Origin of the sequence: Streptomyces nigra (assembly GCF_003074055.1) — a bacterium.
Classification (GTDB): domain Bacteria; phylum Actinomycetota; class Actinomycetes; order Streptomycetales; family Streptomycetaceae; genus Streptomyces; species Streptomyces nigra.
Genome location: NZ_CP029043.1, coordinates 5,066,943 through 5,090,714, shown reverse-complemented (window position 1 = coordinate 5,090,714; position 23,772 = coordinate 5,066,943). Strand labels below are relative to the sequence as shown.

At 66.0% G+C, this 23,772-nt stretch carries 19 protein-coding genes; 2 read left to right on the top strand and 17 right to left on the bottom strand.

What is annotated here, in order from left to right; translation table 11 throughout:
• Positions 1-5: 5 nt before the first annotated feature.
• The 8 genes from DC008_RS23745 to DC008_RS23710 all read right to left on the bottom strand — a co-directional run bounded on the left by DC008_RS23745 (position 6) and on the right by DC008_RS23710 (position 4,022).
• Positions 6-188: a hypothetical protein gene (locus DC008_RS23745; RefSeq protein WP_108708692.1), complete on the bottom strand. Its 183-nt coding sequence runs from the start codon at positions 186-188 to the stop codon at positions 6-8.
• 85 nt (positions 189-273) lie between these two features.
• Entirely contained in the window at positions 274-825 is a 552-nt protein-coding gene (locus DC008_RS23740) for a GGDEF domain-containing protein (protein ID WP_108708691.1), read from the bottom strand.
• A 91-nt stretch (positions 826-916) separates the two neighbouring features.
• A complete protein-coding gene (locus DC008_RS23735) occupies positions 917-1,246 on the bottom strand; it encodes a SpdD-like protein (RefSeq protein WP_108708690.1) in 330 nt (109 codons plus the stop codon).
• Positions 1,247-1,258: 12 nt separating this feature from the next.
• Positions 1,259-1,414, bottom strand: coding sequence for a hypothetical protein (locus tag DC008_RS23730; protein WP_108708689.1), 156 nt, complete (start codon positions 1,412-1,414; stop codon positions 1,259-1,261).
• A 12-nt stretch (positions 1,415-1,426) separates the two neighbouring features.
• Positions 1,427-1,618, bottom strand: coding sequence for a mobile element transfer protein (locus tag DC008_RS23725; RefSeq protein WP_108708688.1), 192 nt, complete (start codon positions 1,616-1,618; stop codon positions 1,427-1,429).
• A 19-nt stretch (positions 1,619-1,637) separates the two neighbouring features.
• Positions 1,638-2,291 (bottom strand): DUF2637 domain-containing protein, encoded by a 654-nt coding sequence (locus DC008_RS23720; protein WP_108708687.1) that lies wholly within the window; start codon positions 2,289-2,291, stop codon positions 1,638-1,640.
• 18 nt (positions 2,292-2,309) lie between these two features.
• On the bottom strand, positions 2,310-3,665 hold the full coding sequence (locus tag DC008_RS23715) for an FtsK/SpoIIIE domain-containing protein (RefSeq protein WP_108708686.1): 1,356 nt from the start codon (positions 3,663-3,665) through the stop codon (positions 2,310-2,312).
• A 3-nt stretch (positions 3,666-3,668) separates the two neighbouring features.
• On the bottom strand, positions 3,669-4,022 hold the full coding sequence (locus DC008_RS23710) for an SCO3933 family regulatory protein (RefSeq protein WP_108708685.1): 354 nt from the start codon (positions 4,020-4,022) through the stop codon (positions 3,669-3,671).
• Between the two features lie 157 nt (positions 4,023-4,179).
• On the opposite strand from DC008_RS23710, the gene DC008_RS23705 reads away from it, so the two are divergent.
• Positions 4,180-4,911, top strand: coding sequence for an XRE family transcriptional regulator (locus DC008_RS23705; RefSeq protein ID WP_108708684.1), 732 nt, complete (start codon positions 4,180-4,182; stop codon positions 4,909-4,911).
• 28 nt (positions 4,912-4,939) lie between these two features.
• Complete coding sequence (locus DC008_RS23700; protein ID WP_108708683.1) at positions 4,940-5,410, top strand: NUDIX hydrolase; 471 nt, start codon at positions 4,940-4,942, stop codon at positions 5,408-5,410.
• On the opposite strand, the gene DC008_RS23695 is transcribed toward DC008_RS23700, so the two are convergent.
• The 9 genes from DC008_RS23695 to DC008_RS23655 form a co-directional block, all read right to left on the bottom strand.
• Entirely contained in the window at positions 5,398-5,958 is a 561-nt protein-coding gene (locus DC008_RS23695; RefSeq protein ID WP_108708682.1) for an HDIG domain-containing metalloprotein, read from the bottom strand. The two genes, DC008_RS23700 and DC008_RS23695, sit on opposite strands and share 13 nt — an antisense overlap.
• Positions 5,959-6,795: 837 nt before the next feature.
• Positions 6,796-7,551 (bottom strand): XamI family restriction endonuclease, encoded by a 756-nt coding sequence (locus DC008_RS23690; RefSeq protein ID WP_164492357.1) that lies wholly within the window; start codon positions 7,549-7,551, stop codon positions 6,796-6,798.
• A gap of 153 nt (positions 7,552-7,704) precedes the next feature.
• Positions 7,705-8,940, bottom strand: a complete 1,236-nt coding sequence (locus DC008_RS23685) for a DNA cytosine methyltransferase (protein ID WP_164492356.1) — start codon at positions 8,938-8,940, stop codon at positions 7,705-7,707.
• 282 nt (positions 8,941-9,222) lie between these two features.
• Entirely contained in the window at positions 9,223-9,618 is a 396-nt protein-coding gene (locus tag DC008_RS23680; protein ID WP_244221508.1) for a very short patch repair endonuclease, read from the bottom strand.
• Between the two features lie 178 nt (positions 9,619-9,796).
• Positions 9,797-10,552 (bottom strand): hypothetical protein, encoded by a 756-nt coding sequence (locus DC008_RS35265; protein WP_123954027.1) that lies wholly within the window; start codon positions 10,550-10,552, stop codon positions 9,797-9,799.
• A 1,556-nt stretch (positions 10,553-12,108) separates the two neighbouring features.
• On the bottom strand, positions 12,109-13,911 hold the full coding sequence (gene drmB / locus DC008_RS23670; RefSeq protein WP_108708677.1) for a DUF1998 domain-containing protein: 1,803 nt from the start codon (positions 13,909-13,911) through the stop codon (positions 12,109-12,111).
• Positions 13,892-17,071, bottom strand: coding sequence for a helicase-related protein (locus DC008_RS23665; RefSeq protein ID WP_108708676.1), 3,180 nt, complete (start codon positions 17,069-17,071; stop codon positions 13,892-13,894). The genes drmB and DC008_RS23665 overlap by 20 nt, the downstream gene beginning before the upstream one ends.
• Positions 17,068-18,585 carry a nuclease-related domain-containing DEAD/DEAH box helicase gene (locus DC008_RS23660; protein WP_108708675.1) on the bottom strand — a complete coding sequence of 506 codons (1,518 nt, stop codon included), beginning with the start codon at positions 18,583-18,585 and terminating at the stop codon, positions 17,068-17,070. Before DC008_RS23660 ends, DC008_RS23665 begins: the two co-directional genes overlap by 4 nt.
• A complete protein-coding gene (locus tag DC008_RS23655) occupies positions 18,582-23,294 on the bottom strand; it encodes a sacsin N-terminal ATP-binding-like domain-containing protein (protein ID WP_108708674.1) in 4,713 nt (1,570 codons plus the stop codon). Before DC008_RS23655 ends, DC008_RS23660 begins: the two co-directional genes overlap by 4 nt.
• Positions 23,295-23,772 lie beyond the last annotated feature (478 nt).

The window sequence follows — 23,772 nt, the reverse complement described above, 5'->3', positions numbered from 1 at the left end:
GGCGGTCACCGTCCCGTCCGGGCGAGTGTGACCGGGCGAGCGGGGCCGACGCCGTGGCAGTTCGGGCAGTGGACGGTGATGGTGCGCAGGTGACCCTGCGGGTCGCGGCCGCCGAGGGTGACGGCGACCGTGGCGAAGCCGTCGCAGGCCGGGCAGATACGTCGTGCGGGCGGGGTGTGCTGGGCCATGATGGTGCTTCCTTTCGATTGCGGTTGGAAGGAACGGCCCCGGGTGGCGGCGTGCTTGGCGGCTTGTGCGCCACCCGGTGGCCGGTCAGTGAGAAAGGCGCGAGCCCCGGCGGCCACGGCCCTTGGCCGCGTACATGGCCGCATCGGCGGCGGCGAGCGCATCGGTGAGCATCGGTACCGGCAGCTCAGCGAGACGGCAGATGCCGACCGAGGCGGCCAGCGGCAGCGACCTCCCGGCGTAGTGCAGCGGCCGGTGCAGTGCGGCGATCAGCGCACCCAGGTCGACGGCAGCCAGGTTCTGGACAACGGCGACGAACTCATCCCCGCCCAGGCGTCCGGCGGTGCCGTGGCGTCCGCACCAGGTACGGAGCCGGTCGGCGGTGGCGGCGAGGGCGGCGTCTCCGGCAGCGTGGCCGTGGGTGTCGTTGAGGTTCTTGAAGTGGTCGAGGTCGACCAGGAGCACGGCGGCGGCCGAGTGCCGACGGATGCAGTGCTCGGCGCGGGCGGTCCATCCAGCGCGGGTGTGTAGACCGGTCAGCGGGTCACGGCGGGCGGAAGCGAGCCGGCGGGCGAGGACGCTTCCGTGGACGGCCCAGCCCAGTAACGGCACCAGGACGGCGGCTATCTGCGGATCCATGACGTTCCCCTTTGGACGACAGCAGTTGGCGGAGTACGTGTCCCGGAAGGCGGCGGCGTGCTGGCGGCTTGTGCGTCACCTCCGGGACCGGTCAGCGGCGGTGCTGCGAGGTCAGCAGCGAGCGCAGGACGACGGCGCAGACGGCGACCGAGGCGGCGGTGACGGCGACCGCGAGGAGCATGGAGACCAGGACGGCGCCGACGACCAGGACCACGGCAGTGCCGCCGCCGACGAGGGCGAGCGCGGTGCCGGGCGTGAGCTGTAGGGCGGGCCGGGATGGAACCGCGACCGGGGCCGGGGCGACGGGGACCGACGGCGTGGACGGCGTGCCAAGGCTGACGGTGGTCGGCTCGATGACGACCGCGGGCGGGGCGACCAGGCCGGTGGGCTGGGGCATGGTCGGGAGCTTGGGCCGGAACATGGGCGGATTTCCTTACTTGACGGCGGTGTCGATGACCGGGGCGAGAAGGCTGTCGGCGAGGAGGTAGCCGCCGAGGAGGAGCACGGCAACGAGCCAGAGGGGCGGGCGGATGAGCTTGACGCCGAGGACTCCGACGACCAGCAGGGCGAACCAGAGCGGGACATCCATGGCGGTGGCCTCCTAGCGGACCTTGCAGCGGTGGGTACGGGCGGCGAGTTGGGCGGCGGACTGGCTGGAGTAGTCGGCGGACCAGCCGCAGCCGTCCGAGCTGCACACGGCGGCGTGCTTGGTGGTGCCGTTGCGATCGCGGTGCGTGCCGATCTGCACCGGACCGATCTGCATCACGGAGTGGAAGAAGTCGCGGGCGGGCATGACGGGGTCTCCTTTCGGGTCAGGCGAGCTGGGCGGCGATGGCGTCGGCCAGGTGCGGCGGGACGCCGAGGCGGGAGCGCAGGGTGTCGGTGTCGATCTGGGCACCGGTCCGTTGCTCGTGGTCGGCGGCGACCTTGCGGGCGTGGTCGACGAGCGCGGCCGGGACCGAAACGGCCGGCGGGGCCGGGTCGGCGGCCGGGAGGGCAGGGGCGTCGACGGGAGCCGTCGGCACCGGTTCCAGGTCAGGCTCAGCGGCGGCGACCGGTTCGGGCTCCACCTCGGGCGCGGGGTCCGGCTCCGAGGTGTGGGCCGCAGGTGAGTGTGCGAGGAGGGTGCCGCCCATGAAGGCCAAGGCGGGCCAGGCGGCGACGAGGATGCGCAGCCAGGCCGGGACGTCGTCGAGGTCGAGGAGTCCGGCGGTGGCGACGTTCGCGCCGAGCGAGGCAACGAGGGCGGTGAGGAACCAGCACCAGGCCAGCCGAGACGGACCGTCCGTGCGCAGCCGACGCCAGGCGGCGACCAGCAGCAGATCGACGGAGACCGGGTAGGCCCAGGCCTTCCAGCCGTCCTGCCCGGCAGCGGCGGCCAGGTCGTGCAGGTGGGCGAAGGACAAGGCACCGGCGATGACGGCTTGCACCAGGACGGCATCCACGCGCAGCAACGAACGGGGCATGACGAACCTCCGGGAAGGTCAGGCGGCGGCCGGGGCCGACTCGACAGCCGGGGCCGGAACCGGGGCAAGGGCACCGAGTGCAGGCCTGAACGGCGCGAGGGCGGACAGGTCCGGGACCAGGTCGGCGTGCCGGTTGCAGATGTTCACCGCCTGGCGCAGGGAGGTGTGCGGGGCGCGGATGCGGGCCCAACCGCCGGTCGAGTCACCGGTGATGGCGACGCCGGGGGTGTCGGTGGGGATCTGGATCGCGGCTAGTACGGCGTCCGGGGCGATGTCGCCGAGGGCCATGTTCGCCGAGGTTTCATCGTTGACGCGGTGGGCGGTGCGGCCGGTGAGCTGGGCGCGGAGCATGGTGATGCCCTTGCCGAGTTCGGAGCCGAAGCGCTGCCCGCAGATCTCCAGGTAGATGCCGGCCGCGCGGCCGAGCTGGGCGAGGCGGGCCAGGGCGGTGATGATGCGATCCCGGCGCTTCTCCTCCTCCTTGGTGGCGAAGAGGGCGAGTTCGGCGACCTCGTCGACCAGGACCACGATCGGCACCGGCCGCAGGTCTTCGGGGAGGTCCCAGATGTCGGCGGCGATCTCCGCATCGGGCACGTCGGCGGTAACCCGCTGTTCGGCCCGGATGAGTTGGTAGACGTCCTGCATGTGGGACACAAGGACGTCGAGGAGTTCGGCGGCAGTGTCGGGGTTGTCGGCGAGTGCGGAGAACCGGCGAGCCAGCGGGAACAGCTCCACCCCCTGCTTGCAGTCGATGCCCACCAGGGCGACCCGGTGCGGCGCGAGCGCGGCCACGAGGTTGCGCTGATAGACCGACTTGCCGGACTCCGTGGCACCGAGGGTGAGCGCGTGCGGCACCGTGCGGTAATCGCGGTAGTGGACGGCTCCGTCCTCGCGCAGGGCGACCGGGACCCGCATCGGTCGGCTGTCGACCAGGGCAGGCATCTGCACGCGCTTGAGCACGTCATAGCCGGTCATGCGTACCTCGACGACGCCCGAGCGCAGTTCACGGGAGGTGACCCCGTACATGGCAAACGAGTGCCGCAGCCGGTCACACGAGGCGGCCACGTCGAAGGCATCCTGACCGGGCCGCAGCTTCAGCCGCAGCACCAGGCCGGTACGGGTCACCCTGACGCGCAGGATGCGCGGGGCCCGTGGGCCGGGGACTGGCCGGTTGGTCATCCGGGCCAGTGCCAGACGCCAGCGTGGGGCCGGAACGGTGAGGCCGCAGGCGTCCATGACGGAGCCGTAGCGAACCAGGACCCGCAGCGCGGCAAGGACGACCCCGAAGGTCAGCCAGTACCAGGCGGGCCGCCGCCACCGCAGGAGACCGGCAGCAGCGACGACCAGCACCAGGGCGACTAACAACCGTGTCATGACTCAGGCCGCCTTCGAGGCCGAGCCCGCAGCGGCCAGCGAGGTCACCGCGACCGCGCGGAAGGCGATCCCGTGCCGCTTCTGGCCGTTGAACTCGTTCTCCCAGGGCGAGGCGACCAGGCCGGTCAGGACCACCGGGGTGCCCATGGTCAGGTCCTCGGAGACGCCGGACTGCGGAACGGTGAGCTTGAGGATCTCCACGTCGTCGGGGGTGGAGAACATGACCTCCACGACCATCAGGGTGGCGCCGTCCTTGTCGAGGGCAATCTCGCCGGTACGGCGGTCCTTCACCTTGGGCTGCGGTGCCTTGGCGACCATCACGGTGGCGTTGGCGGTGTCCACGGGAATCTGACGCATCGTCTTGTCTCCTGTATCGGTGCGGTGTTGACCGACATCCCGTCGGTGAGATCAGGAGACCGTGAGGGACGGTGGACGCATCACCGTCCGTATGGACGTTTAGGGACGTCTGAGCTACCGTCAAAACGTCCCTAGCGGTCCCAGTGAAGGGCACGTCATGGCGAACGAACGTCTGCGCGCAGCGATTTCAGCGAAGGGCGAGACGATCCAGTCCGTTGCCGAGCACGTCGGAGTGGACCCCAAGAGCGTCGAGCGGTGGATCACCACCGGCCGCACGCCGCACCGCGGGCACCGCTGGAAGGCGGCGAGCCTCCTCGGAGTCGACGAGGTCTACATCTGGCCGTCCGTGGAGAAGCAGGCGGAGAAGGCCAGCACATCCGAGCTGATCACGTACTACCCGCACCGTGGCGCGGTGCCCGCCCCCCTCTGGTCATCCCTGATCGAGAAGGCGACGGACCAGGTCGACATCCTTGTGTACGCCGGGCTGTTCCTCTTCGACAGCAATCCGGACCTGCCGGACCAGCTGGCCGAGAAGGCGAAGGCCGGCGCCCAGGTCCGCATCCTGCTCGGCGATCCCGACTCCGAGGCGGTCCGGCAGCGCGGCGAAGAGGAGGGCATCGGCAACGACCTGGCCGCACGTGCCCGGATCACCCGGCGCTACCTCGAGCCCGCCATGTCGACGCCCGGCGTCGAAGTCAGGCTGCACGACACGATCCTCTACAACTCGATCTACCGGTTCGACGAGGACGTTCTCGTGAACCCGCACGTCCTCGGAGCTCCCGCCGGCCAGAACCCCGTGATGCACTTCCGGTATCTCCCAGGAGCGCGGACCTTCCGGCACTACATGCGAAGCTTCGATTACGCGTGGGAGCGGGGCCGCGCGGCATAACAGGCTCCGGACGTGCAACGCTGAACGCATGGCCCGTGTCGACTACTTCAACAACCCCAACGCCCCGAAGGCGAACAGCCTCGTCCCCTCCGTGACCGCCGTGGCACGCAACGAGGCCGGGGAAGTTCTGCTGATCCACAAGACCGACAACGATCTTTGGGCCCTGCCCGGAGGCGGTATCGACCTGGGCGAGTCAGCGCCCGACGCAGCCGTACGCGAGACGAAGGAAGAGACCGGGTTCGATGTGGAGGTGACCGGCCTCGTCGGCATCTACACCAACCCCGGGCACGTCATGGCGTACGACGACGGCGAGGTCCGTCAGCAGTTCTCCATCTGCTTCCATGCCCGCATCACCGGCGGCGAGCTGCGGACGAGCAGCGAGAGCAAGGAAGTGGCGTTCGTCGACCCGAGCAAGCTGGACGAGCTGAGCATTCACCCGTCGATGCGCATGCGGATCGAGCACGGCCTGGCCGACCGGGCGGAGCCCTACATCGGCTGATCAGCCATGCGGTCGAGGGTCCGCTCGACAGCGCCCCGGAGGTACGGCCGCGCCTTGCTGATCGCGTTGTGCACCTCGCTGCCCGGCTCGTAGCGGACCAGGATCTCGTCGATCCGGGTATCAAAGTCGAAGGACTGCCCAGCGGGGCCGGTCGTCATATCGGCGAAGATCAAGGCGTCCAGGACTGGCGAGTCTTCCCGCTCATAGACGGCCAGCTCCGCCGAGAGTCGGCGCTGCTCCGCCTCGTACACGGCTCCGGAGTGGTGAGCCACCAGTCGCACCAGGCGCGCCGGCGCACCGAGCAATTCGAGATGCCGAGCGCCATCGAGGGGATGGAAGCCGGTGTCACGCAGCTCGGGCGCGTAGCCGATGTCATGCAGCCAGGCAGCAGCGACGAGGAGATCCCGATCCGCCTCGGACACGGCCGCGGAAACTTCGTTCGCCCGAGCAGCCACTGCCTGAGTGTGGAGCCAGCGGTTCCCGAGCGGAGGAAGCAGGGACTCGGCGAGTTCAGCCGCTCCCTGAGGCGTGTCCAGTGCAGAAGGCATGGATGGAACGTTAGCCGAGCCGACCAGAGAGCCGACAGGCCACGATCGAGCGGTTGCCGATCAGAGGGCGGTAAGACTTTCCCTACTTCATCAAGGCTCGCTGCGCTCGCTCGTCCGGCGGCCGACGGCGCTTGTCGATCACCGCCAACCCGACCGCCGCAGACTCCGCCCAGGGCGCATCAACGGCCGCTTACGGCCCCCATGTCACCGCCACCACGATCCGGCCTCGGAAGGGGAAAGACACAACAGCGGTCGAACCTCAACGCCCCGTTTGCGGGGCCACCACACACCCCTTTCCACCCGGTTGCCTACACCAGTAGGTCGGATCACACCGAGGGCCGCGCCAAGCGCGGCGGCGCCGGCCGGTCGCCGCCGCGCCGCCTCCATGTCTTCGCCACCGGCGCACGTCGCCGCCCGCCCGTCGCCGCACGCAGCGGCCACATTCCAACACGGGCACGGGGACGAACGGTGATCCCCAACGGCGCAGGTCAAAGACGCTTTGTGTCACCGGCAGAGGCCCGATCGTGGTGGCGGTGGCACGCGGGTCGACGCTGCCAGATGCGCAGGCGTTCATACGGCCCACTGATCACGCACCAGGCCACCAGCCAGCGGGTGCAGCCATGAGAGGAGAGAACCCCGTCGTGGCCGGGGCGGCCGGCTCCGCGACTTTAGCCAGCCACTTTGGCGCGAGCCTCGAAGCTCATGGCCCCAACGTCGTGCTTTAACGGGCAGGTCAACAGACTGCCCGACGCGCCGGAAGCTTACGGGGCCATGATCACTCGCGCCAAAGCAGCTCCCGGCCAAAGTCGCTACACCGACCGCGTTCTCACAGCCTCGCTAGGCGATTGTCTCGATAAAATCTGTCAGCGCCTTCAAGTCGTGTTGCCAATAGACCCATAGGCCGTCCATATTCTGCGCCCTTTCTAGACATGAGAGATCAAAAGAGCCAGCCAGCACGGCAACGGACATCACCTGAGTGCCGAAATGCTGACGCCAAGTCTCAGACTTGCCGCCGCATTCACGAATCAGTCGCTTCCAAGAGTTTTTGGGGCCGTTTGAAACCTTGCACTCGATCGCCAGAAGACGTCCATCCTTCAAGCGAATTGGGACATCGCATTTGGCCCCGGCCACTTTTCTTTCTTTCGAGAAGTGGCCACGCTCCAAAACATCCAGGACGTCGATGTCGCCTCTCTTGGCATCCAGTACGTACCCGATGCCCTCTAGCGCTGCTGCAACTTCGGCTTCCTGACGCTTACTTGCTGTCCCTCGCCGACGTGTTCGCAGCAGCTCCAAAGCCAATAGCGCGCTGGTCGCCATGACTGCGGACTCGCGCTCTGTCTCGTTTGGTTGCCTGCCCTCCGCAACCCAGGCGAACCGGACAGGATCCAGCACCTCGCGGATCACCTCAGCGGTTTCATCGCAAAGGTCGGCTGGGACAGTTCGAAACTTCTGCCCAACTAACGTCCAGAGATCCTCCTCGCTTACTGGAGGGGCACAGACATACCTGAGAATGCGCCATATGGTCGGGTCATATATGAAAGCTTGACCGTCCAGATTGAGGAGATCTCCAGTCACCTCCAGTGCTTCTCTCACGCGGGGCTCTACTTCTCGGTACACCTCCTCAAAAGCCCGGGGACCCTCTTCTTTCCGTTCTTTGCGGAACAGTTGCTCTGAACGCACTCGCCCTTCTGCTAGTTCCGACGTAGACCAGTTTGCAGGAAACTTCCACGTCTGAACCATCCCCCACTAACCTGCCAATTCTCGTTGCTTGCGGGCAGCCGCTCTATGCTCGCCGTTTGTCTGATGTTCCATGGCGGTGTAAGCCATCCACTTATGGAATTCGGGCGGCCAAGGTCCCGACTTAGGAGCGGCTTTCTTGTTCGAGCTAATAGACTGCATGAGCATCAGTCCCATTTTTTCCGCCACATCAGCCTGTACGGCATTACCGATTTGGCGAAACCTGCTGGCGACTGTTCCCTGGAACTCCCACTCTCGGGGAAACCCTTGCAGTGCCGCACATTCACGCCAAGTAAGCCGGCGCAAGGTGCCATCTTCGAGGCGGATCCAGTCCGGAGTTGTAGCAGCGCGGATCGTTCGCGCCGGCATGTTAAGGTCGGCCAGAAAACGATCCTGCCTATAGCCCCAGTGGCCAGTGGGGCGGTTGGCTTCGACAATTCCACCCGACTTAACACCAGTGCCTGGGGTCAAGCCCTTGAGTTCGTCCACCAGGGAGCCGGCGGGATACACAATATCCTCAGGCTTGGGCGTTGGCTGCCCAGAAAGGAACTCACCAAGCGTCACCCACGGCTTAACATCGCCCATAAGGGTGTCACCCACGAGTCTTCCATGTGTGGGTTCCGGGAAATCGGGAAGAATGCGATCCTTGGACGCAATCATGAAAAGCCGAATCCGGCGTTGTGCAGCTCCGAAGTCAGCGGCATTAAGCAGCTTGAAACGCGTGGCGTAGCCAATTTCTTCGAAGGAAGACCTGATGAGGCGCAGGACTCCACCCGGTTCCCCGCTCGGGTCTTTGGCCGTAACTAGGCCGCGGACATTTTCGAAAAGGATTAGCCTCGGCTTCAGCTGTTCAGCAAGGCTGACGAACTCCAAAAAGAGTTTACCCCGCGGATCCTCAATGCCCCGCTGCCGACCGGCAGAGCTGAAAGGCTGACACGGAGGCCCGCCGGCTAGAACGTCGGGGCGCCACCGACTGGTCGCGCCTTCAGGGCGCAAATCCGCAGCCTTGAGTTCTTCTGCAGGAGCATGGATAAGGCGGGCGCCTTCCAAATGGATTCGCCCCTCCTGGCCACGCACTGGAACGCTGGATTCCTGTACCTTCTGCAGAGTCTTCATGCAGTTGGCGTCCACGTCGGTCGCGGTGACAGTGTGGAACCCAGCACGCTCTAGGCCGAGGTCAAGCCCACCTGCTCCCGAGAAGAGCGAAACAAGTGTGGGCTTCCTTTCGCTATTAGGTGTAGTCAAGGGTCCCTCGCTGACTATGGGTGGTTCGGACCGGCGGTGCAGTCTCGTGGAGTTGCTGCCGCACGGGACAACTACAGATGCTACCGGGGCCGACCGTCAGCGTGATGCTATAGGCAACATACTGGTGCAGGAAGGCCTCTGCGCACCATGTCAACACTGTCCAAACGTCCGCGTATCCCTGCGCGCAGCGCCAGTTCAAGTAGCGAAGCGGTCAAGACGGTGTAACCCAACCGTTTCCTGACGCCTCGTCACAAGAGCGCCTCGCGTCCCTACGTGGGCGCGCTACCCCGACTTCGTCGTGGTTGGTGACTGCTGGCGGACGCACTCGGCCACGTGCGAGGCTGCAATGATCGGATCTTCGTGCTCCCAGATGCGAACTACTATCCATCCGGCGTCTATCAGTTGGCGATCGGTGTCAGCATCACGCGCTTTATTCCTGCTTATCTTACGCGCCCAGTAGTCGCTATTTGCCACAGAAGCGCTGTAATGTTCGGGGCAACCGTGCCAGAAACATCCATCAAGGAAAACTGCGACTTTAGCTTTCGTGAATACCAAGTCCGCTGTCCGACGCAGATGCGGCAGTGGCCGAACGCTCACGCGGTACCTAAGACCTAGTGCATGGACGGCGCGCCGAAGCGCCAATTCAGGGCGCGTGTCGCGACGAGGAGTGCGCTGCATCCTCAACCGCACTTCATCGCTGGATGCCCAAGAGCTGTAGGAACGACTCATGTTGCAGCCTAATTAGGGTACCTTCAGTCAGAATCCAGTAACCGCGCCGGCTGGTGCTTGCCGAACACGCCTCTTCCAGGTTAACCAACGTGCCCGCCGACAGATCCTCTACTGCGTCAAGCGCCCTCTACGCTGACGTCAAGATCCGGTACATAGCTTGGCCATCCGCCTGCACCTCTGCCTCTCTCAGCGCTCGCCAAGCCGCATGATCGGCATCGAGTAGAGACCCTGCCAACTTCAGCTTCTTAAGATCTGATTTCGTCAACTGTGGCTTGAGGTCAAAGGGGTTGACAGGCAGAGAGAGCAGAAAAGCCAAATCACGATAGTGCTTTTCCTTGGACGAGGCCGCAATGCCAAGGGCGGCCGCCTTTCCAACGATCGCCCCGAGCAAGTTGGGACGATGAATCGTCCCAACTCGATCACCAAGTTGTGCACAGATACTTTCACTCCGTTGCACGGCCTGTCGGCCTCCAGGAACTTCCAGCGTCGTACCTGGGGGCGTAGTGGTGAGATTAGCCCGCTGTCCAAGGTTGTCTGGAGCAAGCAAGTCAACAATCAGAGCGCCCGCGGAATCGTCACGCTTATACCTGTGCGTCTTGCCTTCCGGGGATACCCCAGTGGATTCAAATCCCATCTCTTCCAGAGCAGCGACGAGCGTGCGCAAACTCTGCTGATCAGATATGACATCAGCCAGCACATCAAGGTCAAGGCTCGCTGCTGGCGGGGTCCTGCCGTGCTCCAATCCGTGCAGCAGTACCATTTGACCACCGATCAGCGTCCAGTCTTGGGGGACCTTCTCAGAAAGATCCAGGAGGGTCCCCCAAAGGCCCACCAGTGGCCCCGTCAGCAGATCCGACTCAATGCGGACCCGTACGTCTGTCACGCTGCATCCGCCAGCCGCGCCGCAGACGATGCAAGCAACGGTTCGAGGATGCCTGCCGCTGCCACAACGGCACGGTCCTCTTTCGCGTCCAGCAGGTCAGCTGCGATCACGGGAGCCGGAGCGTCCCTCCCCTCCTTCGCTTCATGTACATCTGGCGCAAGGAATGACCAAGCGCTGGCGGGGGGCACACGAACGACAAGGTTGCCGCCTTGGGCATCCATCACCAGGCCGAATGCAGCTTCTAGCTTCCCTATCCGGTCTGGATGCACGTAGACCTCAGCACGCCCAGGTGCCACATAGTCGGCGCCCACATGAGGAGCGGCGCTAGCCCCAGCCCGTACTACATCCGAGTGGGCGAGCAAGGCATGCAACGCACTGCGGTGAACTCGATAGCGCCGGACTTCGGCCCTGGCGGCAAGCAACTTCTGCAGACGAGCCGCTGGCATGTCTCCATCGGCAGCTAGGATCCGAAGACGGGCAAGTAGGCGAGACCGCTCTGGGTCCGACAACCCAACAGGCCGGCGCCCCGAAAGCATGGCGAGAGCTCCCCAAGCGTTCTTCGCCGACAGGGGACGACCAGGTTCGGGAGCTGACAGCTTGCGATCGCGGACGCTGTCAGCATCCACGATCCACCGCCCACCGACCATCGAGCCTCGCAGCTGATCATCACGCAGCAGCTGGCGTACACGCGAGTCGTCCACACCCAAGCTCTTGGCGGCTTGCCTCACGGACATGAAGTCCACGTCACACCTCCTTGCGCGTATCCTCCTGGACCCAGGAGGGAAGACGCAACCAGTGTCCACCCTTCGCCGGCTTGCGTCAAACCTCACGGTTCCGGGAGGGAACACGCAATGACTCGCTTGGGAGCAGAGAACCAACCGTCGAACGCAAGGGTTAGCCATCCTCGAAGCGGGCACCCCGTTGCCCATGCAAGCCCATGTCACTATGTGTGATACCTGCAGGTCAGAAGTATGTTCTACTGTTAGCCGCAGCGGGGTCGGGCTAGAAGCCGCACATCCAGCCGCTCCCCCACGCGGTGGAAACACAGATCCAATCCTCAGGGCTCTGGTACGCCTGACAGCCGCCTATTTGCGGACCATTCGTGGACCGAACCAGATCGTCGCATCGGGAATCATCGCCTGACCTGCTGGAACAGGTGAGACACACGGGCCCTCCGGAGCCGTGTGTGCAGGTTCGAATCCTGCCGAGGGTGCTGAAGCGCTGTGGGGCGACAATCCGTTCAGCAGTACGTCAGGGCCGTACGCAGGATCGGGCTCGGCTTCCCTCTGACTGGATGTCAGTCGTCGCCGTTCGAGGAGGGCCTCGACCACCAACCGGCCCGCAGGAGGCGGTCGGTGATGGGTGAAGCATCTCGGCAGTCACGCAAGGCGCCCTTAGATCGTTCCCTGCCTCGTCCCACACGGATCGAGGGCTTCGCGCAGTACGGGAGCTCAGAGACAAGAATCGGGCAGCTACTGGCGGAATGGCGGTCGGGCGTGGAATCACTCTGCGGCCCGCCATGTGCCCCGCAGGGCCGCAGAGTGGTGGAGAGTGCGTCACCCGGGCCTGCGAACCTCCGGCAGGACGTCGTCCAGGAGGCCTCTCACATCGCTTCCGCCCAAAACCAGTTGTCGGTCCAGCATCCGGTTACCTGTCTCGCAGGACGTTTCGCTGACGAGGGAGCACCCGTGGCAGGCCGAGGCGTTCAGCTGGGAGGCCCCCTGGCGGTCGCTCTCGATGCAGACCGGGTCGTTGGAGCAGAAGTCCGCGTCGTCCAGGGCGGTCACCAGGAGGGGGATGAGCTTCTTGGGATCCCCGAGCCTGACGAGGCCGCCGAGAGTGCCCTGGGCGTCGCCGGCCGCTGTGTAGATCAGGATGCCCGCGGTCCTGTCCGTGCGATCGGAGTTCGCGTAGATCCTTTCCTGCAGTGCGGCGGACGCGTAGCCGCTGGCGAAGGCCAACCGTCGGATGAGCAGGTGTGCCAGCGTGTGCAGGGCGATGTACCTGGGCTCGGGCACATCGAGACGGCCGGCCCACGGGGAGTCCGCTCTTCTCTTCTTGAGGATGCTGGCGCGTGCCTGCACCTCCGGCTGTGCCTCCCATGCGGCGATCTTCCCCTCGTCGAATCGCAGGAAGATGCCTTCCCCGAAGAGTTCGATCGCCGGGTAGGTGGGCCGATACGACCGGTCCGCCCCCAGGTCGACGTGGATCAACGCCGCGTCCGCGTCATGGCGGCGGAACCCTCGCAGGGCACGGACCTCCCGCACTCGTCGCACCTGTCCGATGCCGCTGATCTTGCCGACGAGGCTCCGCGGCCCGGCGATCCCTTCGAGGCTTCTCCCGTCGACCACGAAGTCGCTGCCCGAGCGGTCGCGCCCTTCGTCGAGCTTCTTCAGGAACGCCGACCACTCCCCGTCCTTGAGGTCGAGCAGCAGCTCCCCGGGGGGACCCTCTTCCCCCGCCGCGACGCCGAGGACGGATTCCGCCGTCACTCCGAGGTCCTCTGCGATCAGCTGCGCCAGCACTTCCGACTGAGGACCGCCGTTGTCGGTCACGATCTTTCCGAAGAGCATGTGACCGCGGATCTCGTCGGCCGTCTCCGCGGACCGCGGACGCTCCTCCGGTATGTCGAGAGCCGAGATCCTTTCCGCGATGTAGTTGCCCGTGGCCCCGCGCTGCACGGCGACCAACTCGTACGGGCAGGGCTTCTTGACGGCGCTCTCCGGCTCCCAGGGCTGCCGTCCCGCGCAGCGGATGCCGTCCTGGTGGAGGCCCCCCTTGCTCACGAGTTCCGTGAGCTTCCGTTCGTTCTTGCAGCCGTAGCACTTCACCACCAGTGCCGCGAGGCCTTCGCCTCGAGTCGCCAGCTTGTGGAATCTGAGTGCCTTGAAGTCACGGCAGACGCGAACTGCTTCGTCCATGCTCGCGGCCCGCCCGCGATGTGCCCACTGGAACCAGTTGATGTCCTGGATGTGGCTGCCCTTCTCGCAGACGGCCGCATATCGCATCGGCACGAGCGCGCCACCGCAGTCGCAGGTGTTGCTCCACTTGCCCTTCTTCCTGCCGGTCAGCTTCGAGAGCTTGTCGCAGCGCTCGCAGAACCGCCAGGCGGGAAAACGCCAGTACGGCAACGCGGGGGTTTCCTTCGCGGCCCGGTTCGCGTGTGCCGGCGGCTGTCTGAGGACACCGGCGCCGATGCGGGCCATCAGCCGCTCGCAGCTGATCTCCTGGGCGTACTTCTTGTCCCACCAGGACGTGTCCGGCGCCATGAGCGATTCGCCGCGCACGTCGACGATCGCTCCCACACCGAACGGCGAGATCGTCTCGGAAAGGCGCAGGTCATGCCTGATCTTCTCCATGGTGCACCTCCTCCTGGGGTTCCTGGACCTCGACCGCCACGTTGGGCTCCACAGACCTCATCGAGTCCGCGACGAGCCATCCCTCACCGGACTGGCCGAACTTCTTCAACAAGGCCTTCTGGTCTTTCTTCGTCCGCTGGTAGTACAAGGGCTCGCCCGACCCACGCGCCTGGGCCGCCCGTCGGTCCCAGTCCCTCAGAAGGCTCCACACCGCGGCGCGTGTGTCCGCGGATTCGAGCCCGTCGGCACGCGTCACGTGGCCGAGGAACCGTTCTACGAGTCGTTCGACCGCCTCTTGGATCCTGTCGTCCGCGAGGTCCAACTCGCCTGCCGCCTCGTTCCGGGCGAACCGGGTGAACGACTGACGCAGAAGCGCCACGAGCGCCCCGGCGAGTGAGCGCTCGCGCGAGGACAGTGACCATGGTGTGACGCTCGTGGGTTCGACGCTCCGGTAGAGCGCCTCGTGGTAGCCCCGGAAGGTCTCGAAGTGCGACCGGTCACGGGCCCGTCCGGAGCGGAAGAGGGTGACGACGACACCTTTCGTGTCTCCACGTCCGACACGGCTCGTGGCCTGGATGTACTCGGCCGTGGTCTTGGGCTGTCCCACCATGAGCATCAGCGCGAGTCGCGGGATGTCGATGCCCACGGACAGCATGTTCGACGACAGGACCACATCGACGGCGTCCTGAGACTCGTCCGCCCTGACCCGGAGCGCACGAAGATCGTTCGGCAGTTCCTCGGCTCCGCGACGGCTCGTCAGTTCGAGGACTTTCCCTGCCCTCACGGATCGCAAGGGGAAGCCGAGCCTCTCGGCACGGGGGTCCAGACGGCCGTTGACGTCATCGATGACCAAGGTCCCTGTGCGCCCGAGCTCACGGAGACTGTTGTGGTACATGACCAGCGTCCAGTACGCGTCGCGCGACGCGGCGGACGGGACGCGGGCGGCCAGAGCCTCCGGCATCTCCACCATGGGAGTGACGGCCGCGATGACGGCGGACGGTTGTGAGACCGCCTGCGGCATCAGGCCGACGTAGAGACGCCCTTCCCCGCTCTCCACCGGACGGGAGAAGAATGTGCGGTCGTCGTCGAGACCCGACGGTGGGTACAGGGCGACCTCTCGCCCGTACAGTCCCTCCACCTGCTCCTCGGACGCGCGGATGGTGGCCGTCGAGGCCACGATCTTGGGGCTGGTGCCCGACCGGCTCAGCAGAACCTGGATCACGGCGTCGAAGACGGCGACGGTGGTCCCCAGGGGCCCCGAGAGCAGGTGCAGCTCGTCCTGGATGATCATGGACGGTTGTCTGAAGGTTGTCCCCAGGCCGAGCAGACTGCCCGCTTCCGGCTTGAACTGCAGGCGTGCGAACTTGTCGACAGTGGCCAGGAGGATCGTGGGCGGATCGTCGTACAGCACCTCGTCGACGACCGCGAGCGGGAGCTCGCCGGCGAAGTCGCACGTCGCGTCGACACAGTGCAGCAGGACGTCCACGCCCTCCAGACGCATACCGTAGTCCTGTGGCTTGTCGCTCCTGAGCCTGGGCACCAACGGCGTCAGACACCAGGGGCAGCTCTCTACCTGGAACTCGTTCGCCTCGTCCGGCCGCGCGGCCTTCTGCAGCCGCTTGAGTGCTTCACGCGCCTCTGCCCGCGTACCGGGTGTCACCTCGTTGCCCACCCAAAGACCGATGGAGAACGGAGCCATGCCCTTCGCCCGTTCGTCCGTGCCCCGCAGCATCTCCATGGCACAGACCAGCGCCGCGGCCCGTTGGAACTGCTGAGAGGTCAGCAGCCGCAGGGTGTAGCGGGTGATGACGGCGGTTCCCCCGCCGGCGTTCTTGTGTGTGAGTCGTCGGCGGAACACCTCGATCGCGGCGAGGCCCAGATACGCCTCGGTCTTGCCGCCACCGGTCGGGAACCAGATGAGGTCGACGAGCTCCCGCTCCTTGTGCCTCTCGTCGACGGTGGAGGCCAGTGAAACCAGCAGGAAGCCGAGCTGGAAGGGTCGCCAACGCGGCTCCTGGACCTGGTTATCTGGCGTCCCGCGGTTGAGGGACGCCTGCCGCATCTGAAGCCGCATGGCGGCCATGCCGAGCGAGAATGCCGTCCGAAGGTCCTGCCGCCCCGGCGCCCTGAGGAGGTCCAGGCCCTCCCTCATCCTGTCGACGGCGTCCTGCGATCGTCGGGCGATCCGGACGGCCACGTCCCTGTCGGGGTCGAACGTCTCGGCCCGCTCCAACTGTTTGGAGGCCCAACCGGCGAACGCCTCGACGAAGGCGTCCAACGATCGAAGGACCGCTTCGGGATCCTCGTCGATCCGCTGAAGATGCCCCAGCTCCAGAGCCTCGGCCTCCGCCGTCCCCTCATCGAACCCCGTCGTCTCGACGGCGGGCACCACGAACGCCGGTACGGGCTCGAGGAAGACCCTGGTACAACGGTCGTCCGCGAACTCCCAGTCGGCGGCCATCCCGTGCCCGACCGCGTAGACCTTCCGCTTGCGATACCGCAGGCGCAGTTCGGCGGCTTCCGGGTCGGTCTCGATGGAGCGTGTGGTGTCGTGCTCCAGGATTCCCGCCCCGTCGGAGGGCGCGGCGGCCAAGCGGACCTGGAAGAGCATCCGCGGGATGTCGAGTCGGTCGTCGCCCGTGGATTCGCCCAGGACCCGTACATGGACGGTGACCAACGAATTGCCCCGGAAGTCCCGCCAGCGAGAACCGAGCTCCACCGGGACGCCGCCCACGGAAAGGCTTTCGGGGCCCTCCCCTCGCCTGAGCACGAGGCCGTCCTTGGAGAACGGGGTACGCCGCCATCTGGGCGGTCCGTCCCCCGCGACGGCGGCGTACGTGCCGCACGAGAAGTCGACGTCGACGGAGTCTCCGTCGGTGACGAAGGACAGCGCGACGGACGAGGGCTTCCAGTCCTCGGCCAAGGGAACCGCGGCCCCGGTCTCCTCGACATCGCCGTCGGGGACGTCCGCCGTCACGTCCGCGTCCGTGTCTCGGTCGGCGTGAGAAGGTCGAGCCTCCGCCTCGGCCGGGAAGAGCATGCCGACGGCGTACTGCCGATGAGGCAGGTTCGCGGTGACCTCCTCGGGCCCCGCTTCGGGCCCCACGTAGGAGGCTCGGAGATGATTGAGGGCCTCCTTCTGGGCCACTGTGAGGTTCACTTGTCGACCTGCTTTCGAAGAAGATCCTGGAGCCGCTTCTTGTCGGCCCTGGACGCGACCACGTGGAGGGTGACCCGCGCCCGAGTGACAGCCACGTAGAACGCGGCGATTCCCCGGTCGTCGTATTCCTGGGGCAGGTCGCAGACGATGACGTGCTCCGCCTCCAGGCCCTTGGCGTAGCGGGGGTTGGTCACGAGGAATCCGGCCTCACTCCTGCGGGGCTCGGCGTCCTCGGACACGCTGATGATCCAGATGTCATGGCGTCGGGCTCCATCGGCGACGAGGTCGCGAGCCACGCTCTCGGCCGCGGAGACACCGGCCGACCCGTCGGACCACCGCCATTCCACCCGATCACCGTGCACGATGCCCGGGTCCCCGACATCGGCGCCGAGATACTCCTGCACGACATGGACGATCGCGCGGGTGTTGCGCACGTTACGGTCGAGGTCGTACTGGAGCGCCTCCTGCTGGACCAGCTCGCAGACCTCAGGGTCGAACTCGCCGTCGACGCGCGCCTGATTGTTGGGATCGAGGAACATCCTCCACCGGCCGCCTTCCCGACCGCCGCGGATCACGGCGTCCAAGGCGTCCATGCCGTCGGCGTTCATGAGGTCCTGTGCCTCGTCGACGAAGACGACGTCGTACTTCTTGTCACCGGACAGGTCCGCGAAGGGAAGGAGATCGATGTCTCTGCCCACGATCCGAGGGCCGAAGAAGTCGACCAGGGCGGGCGAGTGAAAAGTGATGAGGACGGACTTCCCTTCGCCCGCCTCCTGCTTCGCTCCTTCAGCCAGCACCAGGGACTTCCCTGTGCCCGCCCCACCGAACACGAGCATCCTCGGGTTCCGGGACAGCGCGGCAAGGACCCTGGCCTGCCCCTCGGTCGCCCGATTCTGCTCCTCCAGCACGGCCCCCCGCTGTGCATCGATGACGGGCATCCTGGTGAACTCGCCGAACAGGCGGGCCCGGAGCGTCTCCGACCTGGCGACCCTGATTCCGTGAGGCGCGCTCCTCGCTCCGCCGGCCACCTTCTCGAAGGCCTCGGTCAGCGCGGCGATGCTCATCTGCTCCTTGGCCCACCAGTGGCTTCCCTTCCACTCGACGGCCGGTGGGGGTGCGTCGATGTCGGGGGTGAGGGCGACAGCCTCGGTAGCGAACCATCCGACGCCCTCCTCCTGGAGAATGTCGCGCAGCGCGTACATCGCCGACTGCGCCTGATCCATCGGCGACTCTCGCAACTTCTTCCAATCGCCGTGCCTGTCGATGGAGTACCAGACGCCGTCGTACTTCCGGACACCTCCGCCCTTGACCTCTAGGACGATGACGATGCCGTTCCAGAGCACGACGAAGTCAGCTTCGCCCTGCTGCTTGACCGCGTGGCTCCGCAGCTTGACGGAGTGGAAGGCGACGGCGTCGGCGGGGCCGTCCACCGCTCGCAGCAGTCGGGCCACCCGCCGTTCGGCGCCGCTGGTGGTGGTCGCATCGACGTCGGCGAGGTCCGGTACCAGAATCATGATCCCTGCTTTCGCCAGAGCTCTTCGTAGGCACGGAATCCGAGGAGTTCGTCGGCCGCGCCGAAGTTGTCCTCGACATCCACGATGAGGCACTCCTCCTTGCCGCCGTTCGCGGGACCGCGCAGCCCTCGGCCGGCCATCTGGATGTAGGCACTGGGACTGAAGGTGGGCCTGGCGATGTACAAGGCCCGCACACCGGGCGCGTCGAATCCCTGGATCAGAAGATCGCAGTTGGCGAGAACCCTGATCTCGTTGCGCTTGAATCGCTCGATGACGTCACGGCGGGTCTGCCGACCGGTCTGCCCGCTGACCGCCTCGGCCGCGACGTCCCGATAGCGAAGGGTCGCGGCAAGGACCTGGGCGGACAAGACGTTCGGCGTGAACACGAGGATCGGCCACTCCGGATCCCGCTTCAGAATGTCGTCCACGAGGATCTTCATACGGGCCTGGTCCCGACCGATACGGTCGAGGACCTGGGGTTCGAGCCTGCGCAGGGATCGCACCTGTGCCAGTTCGTCCGGCTTCAGGGCGACATCCACGCCGTTCAGCAGTTCGTGCCGGACTTTCGCGAGGACGCCTATCTTCGACAGCTCCTCGTAGGCGCTGTCGTCGAAAGCTCGCATCAACTTCCCGCTGAAGCGGGCCGCCAATTCCTTCGTCGGCTCGGTGACATCGCCGCTGCCCTTGAACGGCGTCGCCGAGATGCCGACCAGAGGCCGTTCCCAGCTGCGGCCGTCGACCCCGAGCCACCTGAGGATCTTCGTGTACATCTTCGACCCCCCAGCCCGGTGCGCCTCATCGATGAACACGGCGGAGGCCCGGCTCAGCCACTCGTACTCCGGAGTGCCGGCGATCCGGTCGAGCTTCGCGTCGGTGGCCACGACCACGCTGAACTCGGTGTCGGGTTCGTGGACGACGTTGGTGTTCCAGAGCCGGCCGATCGTCAACGGACTTTCGTCCCCTAGCCAACGCCACACGGTGCCGAACGTCTGCACCGCCTGCTCGCAGAGCTCCTCCGACTGGGCGATCCACAGCACGGTCCCGCGCATCTCGCCGTCGGCGAACAGGCGCAGCACGGTTTCGGTGGCGACCCGGGTCTTCCCCGCCCCCGTGGGGAGCTCCACCATGCCCTTGAGCGCACGCCCGTCCGGGCCCCTTGAGGTCAGGACCTCCTTCAAGTCCTGGCTGATCTTTTTCTGGAAGTCGTGGAGAGGCTTGAGCTTCACGGCGCCGGGCACCACGAACTCGTCGTCCTGGTGCCGCGTGCGTCGCCCGGCGTACTTGGCACCGAACCCCATCTTCCGCAGCCAGGCGACCGTGGGAGCTCCGCCCGCCCATGTCGTGGGGACGTCCGTGTACCCCTCGGCGCTGAACTCCTCCGCGAGAAGCTTGATCGAGTCGCTCCCGTAGACAGTCAGGAAGAGTTCGGCGACGGACGTGGAGCCGGTCACCAGCCCCTGACCCTCGATGGCCTGCCACAGTCCCTTCGGCAGGTTCTCCTTCAGCGTGTCGTCACCGATGTAGATCGCGAGCCGCTCGGCATCGTCGGAGGCGGCCCGGGCGTCCTGCCGTTGTGCCTCGAGGTGTTGATCGATGCGTGCCTGGAGGATGTCGCTCACCTCGGCGTTCGACAGGCGCAGATCGAAAGCTTCGTTGACGATCTGCAGGACACGCGACTCGTCGAGTTCTGCCTGGACCACCAGGGTCAGTCCCTGACGGTGCCACTCGAGCGACTGGTCTTCGACGCCGTCCTCCGTGGTCACACGCTTGGTGATCTGGACGGCCTTCGCCACCGTCGCGTTCGTGACCTTGTCCTCGACGAATGTCGAGCGCAGTCCGGTGTAGAGGTCGATGACGTGTTCCTCGGCCTGCCTACCGTCGACAAGGAGCGAGAAGGAGAAGCTGTCCTCGAACCGTCGGCATCCGACCACCTCGACAAACTCGTCCGCCTCGTCCTCGTCCACCTTGAGGTACGGCTTCTGCCTCTGGTTGAGGAATTCGCGTTCCTCCTCGGTCGTCGCCAGGTACACCGCATCGGGCCGCCTTCGCTCGATGGCACGTCCCACCCGAGCGGGGATGTACACCGGGTGCCCGTCCGGGAAGGCGAAGCGGCTCGCGGTGAGGATGAACCCCTTCAGGGCCACGTTGCTGATCGGCGAGGTGACCTCCGACTCGAGCGCCTCGTGCAGGAGCTCCACAGGGACCTCGCCCAGGTCCTTGGGCAGCTTCAGGGCGTCCTCGACGTGGCGCGGTCCTCGGAACAGAGGAAGAAGGGCCTCGTACGCGACGAGCGACGCGGAGACGACGTGACCGGGCGTGCGGTACCCGCGATTGGACTTCAGCGAGCCGGCTCGCCCCGCCGCCCAGCGAACAGGGGACAGGACCCGGTGGCTCAGCCCCGTGTCGATGTCGGTGCAGAGCCAGTGCCCCACCTGGTCGAGCCTGAGCAGTCCTTCCGTCCACCGCTCGCGCAGGGGCTCGGGAGCGCCCGCGTCCCGCAACATCAGAAGCGCGGAGAACGGGCCGGGGCCCTCGCCCCTGTCGAACTCGACCTGCTCGACGGGCCGGTCCCCGGGCCCGAGCCTCCGGTTCACCTCGTCCAACACGTACTGGCAGTAGTCGTCGAAGTGGATCTCGTCCTCGAGCGGGTACGAGGCCACCGGCTCGGTGACGACGCCGGCGGCGTGTGCCAGTTGTGGCACGCATCTCGTCCGGTCCAGCACCCGATCCGGAGTGCTGTCGCCGAGGCCGTCGATGTCCAGCACCAACTGCGGCAGGGCCCAGCCGCCGTCCAGAGTCGGGACCCTGAGGGCCCCATTCCTGTTTCCCGCGACGGCCTTCTGCGCCTGCGCCATGGGCACGTCGGTGGCCGCCTCCCAGAACTTCGGGAGCTCGTCTTCCTGCGTCTCCGGTGACAGCCTGGCCATTCGGGCCTCGAACTTGGCAAGCGGGTCGAGGTCGCGGAACCCGCGATCCGCGAGCTTCTTCTCGACGCCGGGAACGGCCAGGAAGTCCGGATCGACGAAGCACGCCCCCTCGATGTCGACGTCCTCCGCACGATGGAGGAAGACCCGGTCACTGTCCTTGATGGACAGCATCCCGGCAGTCGTGGGTATGACCTTGGCGGGGCCGAAGCCGTTTGGATTCCTCAGCACGAAATCGAGGGCCTTCGCCGCGGAGGCCATGTCGGGCCCCTCCGCCCACTCGCGCAGCCAGGAGAGGACACCTCTCTTGTGCACCTTCTCCAAAGCCTTCTGCTCGTCCCGGAGACGTGAATCGGTGAAGGCGGAGGAGACGCTGGAGATGTAGAGCGCTCTCAGACGCGCCCCTCGCTGGCTGGTCGCATAAGAGCGCCAGTGCGGCACGTCCTCGTTGGTATGGGGGGACCTGATCCATTCCTCGTGATCACGCTCGGAGGCGTCACCGACGCCGAAGTCCAGGGGTCGAAGCTCAGGTGGTGTGCGCAGCACACCTGTCGCGTCGGGGACCAGGGCCTTCTCGCTGCCGAGTCGCGGCACATGGACGCAGAGGATCTCGTCGCCGAACGAATGGGTCTCTCGGCCACGTGCCGGCATGTAGTCCAGGTGTGCTGCTGGATCGTCGGCGGACGAGACCCTCGGCAGCATGTCGACGAACATCTCCGAGAGAGTCACGAGGATCTCTCGGTTGTACGAGTTCGTGAGCAAGGTGGTGCGGTCGTCGTTGACACTCCAGGGCGCGTTGAAGAGGGCGGACGCCGATGTCCTGTCCTGGAGCGGGAAGTACGACCAGAACTCCCCCGTCTTCAGCTGGGCGAAGCGCGCGGGCATCGCGACCGTGACCTTCATCCGGTCACGCGACACCGCTTCCCCGACCTCGATCCGAGCCTCGGGGCTGGGCGCGTGCATGCGATCCTCGACGTACCACTCGTCGTGGTCGCCATCGGGACGCTCGATGCGGAATCGGCCGTCGCCCAGGGCGCGCGACACGTGAGACGTGACGAAGTTGGCGTCGACTCCGACGACCCGCAGCCGGATCTCGCGCACCGAGTTCACGAAGAGGAGGAACTCGGAGCGGAACTCCTCGATCTCCTTCTTGAGGCTCTCCAGCCTCGTGGCGTGCGGCAGTCTGACGACGGTCACCGCCCACTCCCCCAACTCCGCCAGGATCGGGTCCTTGCCGAATTCGGTCGCCGCGTCGATCCGGGTGAGCGTCCTGAGAACCGGCAACCGCTTGGGTACGGGCGCAATGGCCGCGATCGCCGCCTTCGCCCTCGAAGAGTTGAACTCGAAAGCGACCGAACGACTGAACACCTGAGGGGTGTCGGTGACCGCGAGCACCGACTTGAACCCGAGCCCGAACCGACCGATCTCGTCGCCCCGCTTACCACTGAGGTGCGCATGAGCGAGCGCGGTGAGGCCGCTTCGGGAAAAGGGGCGACCGGCGTTCGCGCAATACAGCGTCTGATGGTCGAGATCGAGAACGATCTCGACCCTCCCCGCTCCGTCTTCGTACTCGGAAGCACCGGACATCGCGTCAGCCGCGTTCTGCACCAGCTCCAGGAGGGTCCGGTTCGAGTAGCCACCGACCCGGATGGACTCTTCCTGGTTGGCGTGCTCCGTTATCAGATTCGCGTTCGCACGATACGAGTTGATCGCCCGTTCGAAGAGCTCGTCGACCTCGCGGACCAGCCCCGTATCAGGCACCCAATCGTAATTCTTCCCCAGCACGGCGCACCGCCCCCGCTCTCACTACCACGAACTACCAATGCCAGAACCGCATCCGAGCGAAATCTGAATGCCGATCACCGCGGCCCGACGTTTTGTCCCGCACCTCGGATGCGCCGAGGCGCCCCGGTCGTCGGCAGCCTCCCGTCACTTCCCTGACTGACGGTCGATGCCCGAGCACCGCAAAGCCCGACCCGAGTCGAAGCGAATACGATTCCCGACGTTGCGCGATGCGCGACTGATTTCGACGAGCTCGACGCGCCCGCCACCGCTCCGCCCGGCCCAGATCGCTCACGGCTCCTATTGCGTCAGCCCGGGCCGATGACCCGGCTGGGACATTCGAGCTGACCCCACATCACAGCGATCTTCACACACCCCCCACAGCGTGAAGCTCAAGCGTTCAACAAACTTTAGCCATAGGGAACCCCCTGTTACCGATTCGCAATACGGAGATCACCTACGGCATACGCCCGAAGTCGAC

Coding starts and splice junctions, on each gene's coding strand:
- DC008_RS23745 (WP_108708692.1), bottom strand. CDS start 188: ATGGCCCAGCACACCCCGCCCGCACGACGTATCTGCCCGGCCTGCGAC.
- DC008_RS23740 (WP_108708691.1), bottom strand. CDS start 825: ATGGATCCGCAGATAGCCGCCGTCCTGGTGCCGTTACTGGGCTGGGCC.
- DC008_RS23735 (WP_108708690.1), bottom strand. CDS start 1,246: ATGTTCCGGCCCAAGCTCCCGACCATGCCCCAGCCCACCGGCCTGGTC.
- DC008_RS23730 (WP_108708689.1), bottom strand. CDS start 1,414: ATGGATGTCCCGCTCTGGTTCGCCCTGCTGGTCGTCGGAGTCCTCGGC.
- DC008_RS23725 (WP_108708688.1), bottom strand. CDS start 1,618: ATGCCCGCCCGCGACTTCTTCCACTCCGTGATGCAGATCGGTCCGGTG.
- DC008_RS23720 (WP_108708687.1), bottom strand. CDS start 2,291: ATGCCCCGTTCGTTGCTGCGCGTGGATGCCGTCCTGGTGCAAGCCGTC.
- DC008_RS23715 (WP_108708686.1), bottom strand. CDS start 3,665: ATGACACGGTTGTTAGTCGCCCTGGTGCTGGTCGTCGCTGCTGCCGGT.
- DC008_RS23710 (WP_108708685.1), bottom strand. CDS start 4,022: ATGCGTCAGATTCCCGTGGACACCGCCAACGCCACCGTGATGGTCGCC.
- DC008_RS23705 (WP_108708684.1), top strand. CDS start 4,180: ATGGCGAACGAACGTCTGCGCGCAGCGATTTCAGCGAAGGGCGAGACG.
- DC008_RS23700 (WP_108708683.1), top strand. CDS start 4,940: ATGGCCCGTGTCGACTACTTCAACAACCCCAACGCCCCGAAGGCGAAC.
- DC008_RS23695 (WP_108708682.1), bottom strand. CDS start 5,958: ATGCCTTCTGCACTGGACACGCCTCAGGGAGCGGCTGAACTCGCCGAG.
- DC008_RS23680 (WP_244221508.1), bottom strand. CDS start 9,618: ATGCAGCGCACTCCTCGTCGCGACACGCGCCCTGAATTGGCGCTTCGG.
- drmB (WP_108708677.1), bottom strand. CDS start 13,911: ATGGAGAAGATCAGGCATGACCTGCGCCTTTCCGAGACGATCTCGCCG.
- DC008_RS23660 (WP_108708675.1), bottom strand. CDS start 18,585: ATGATTCTGGTACCGGACCTCGCCGACGTCGATGCGACCACCACCAGC.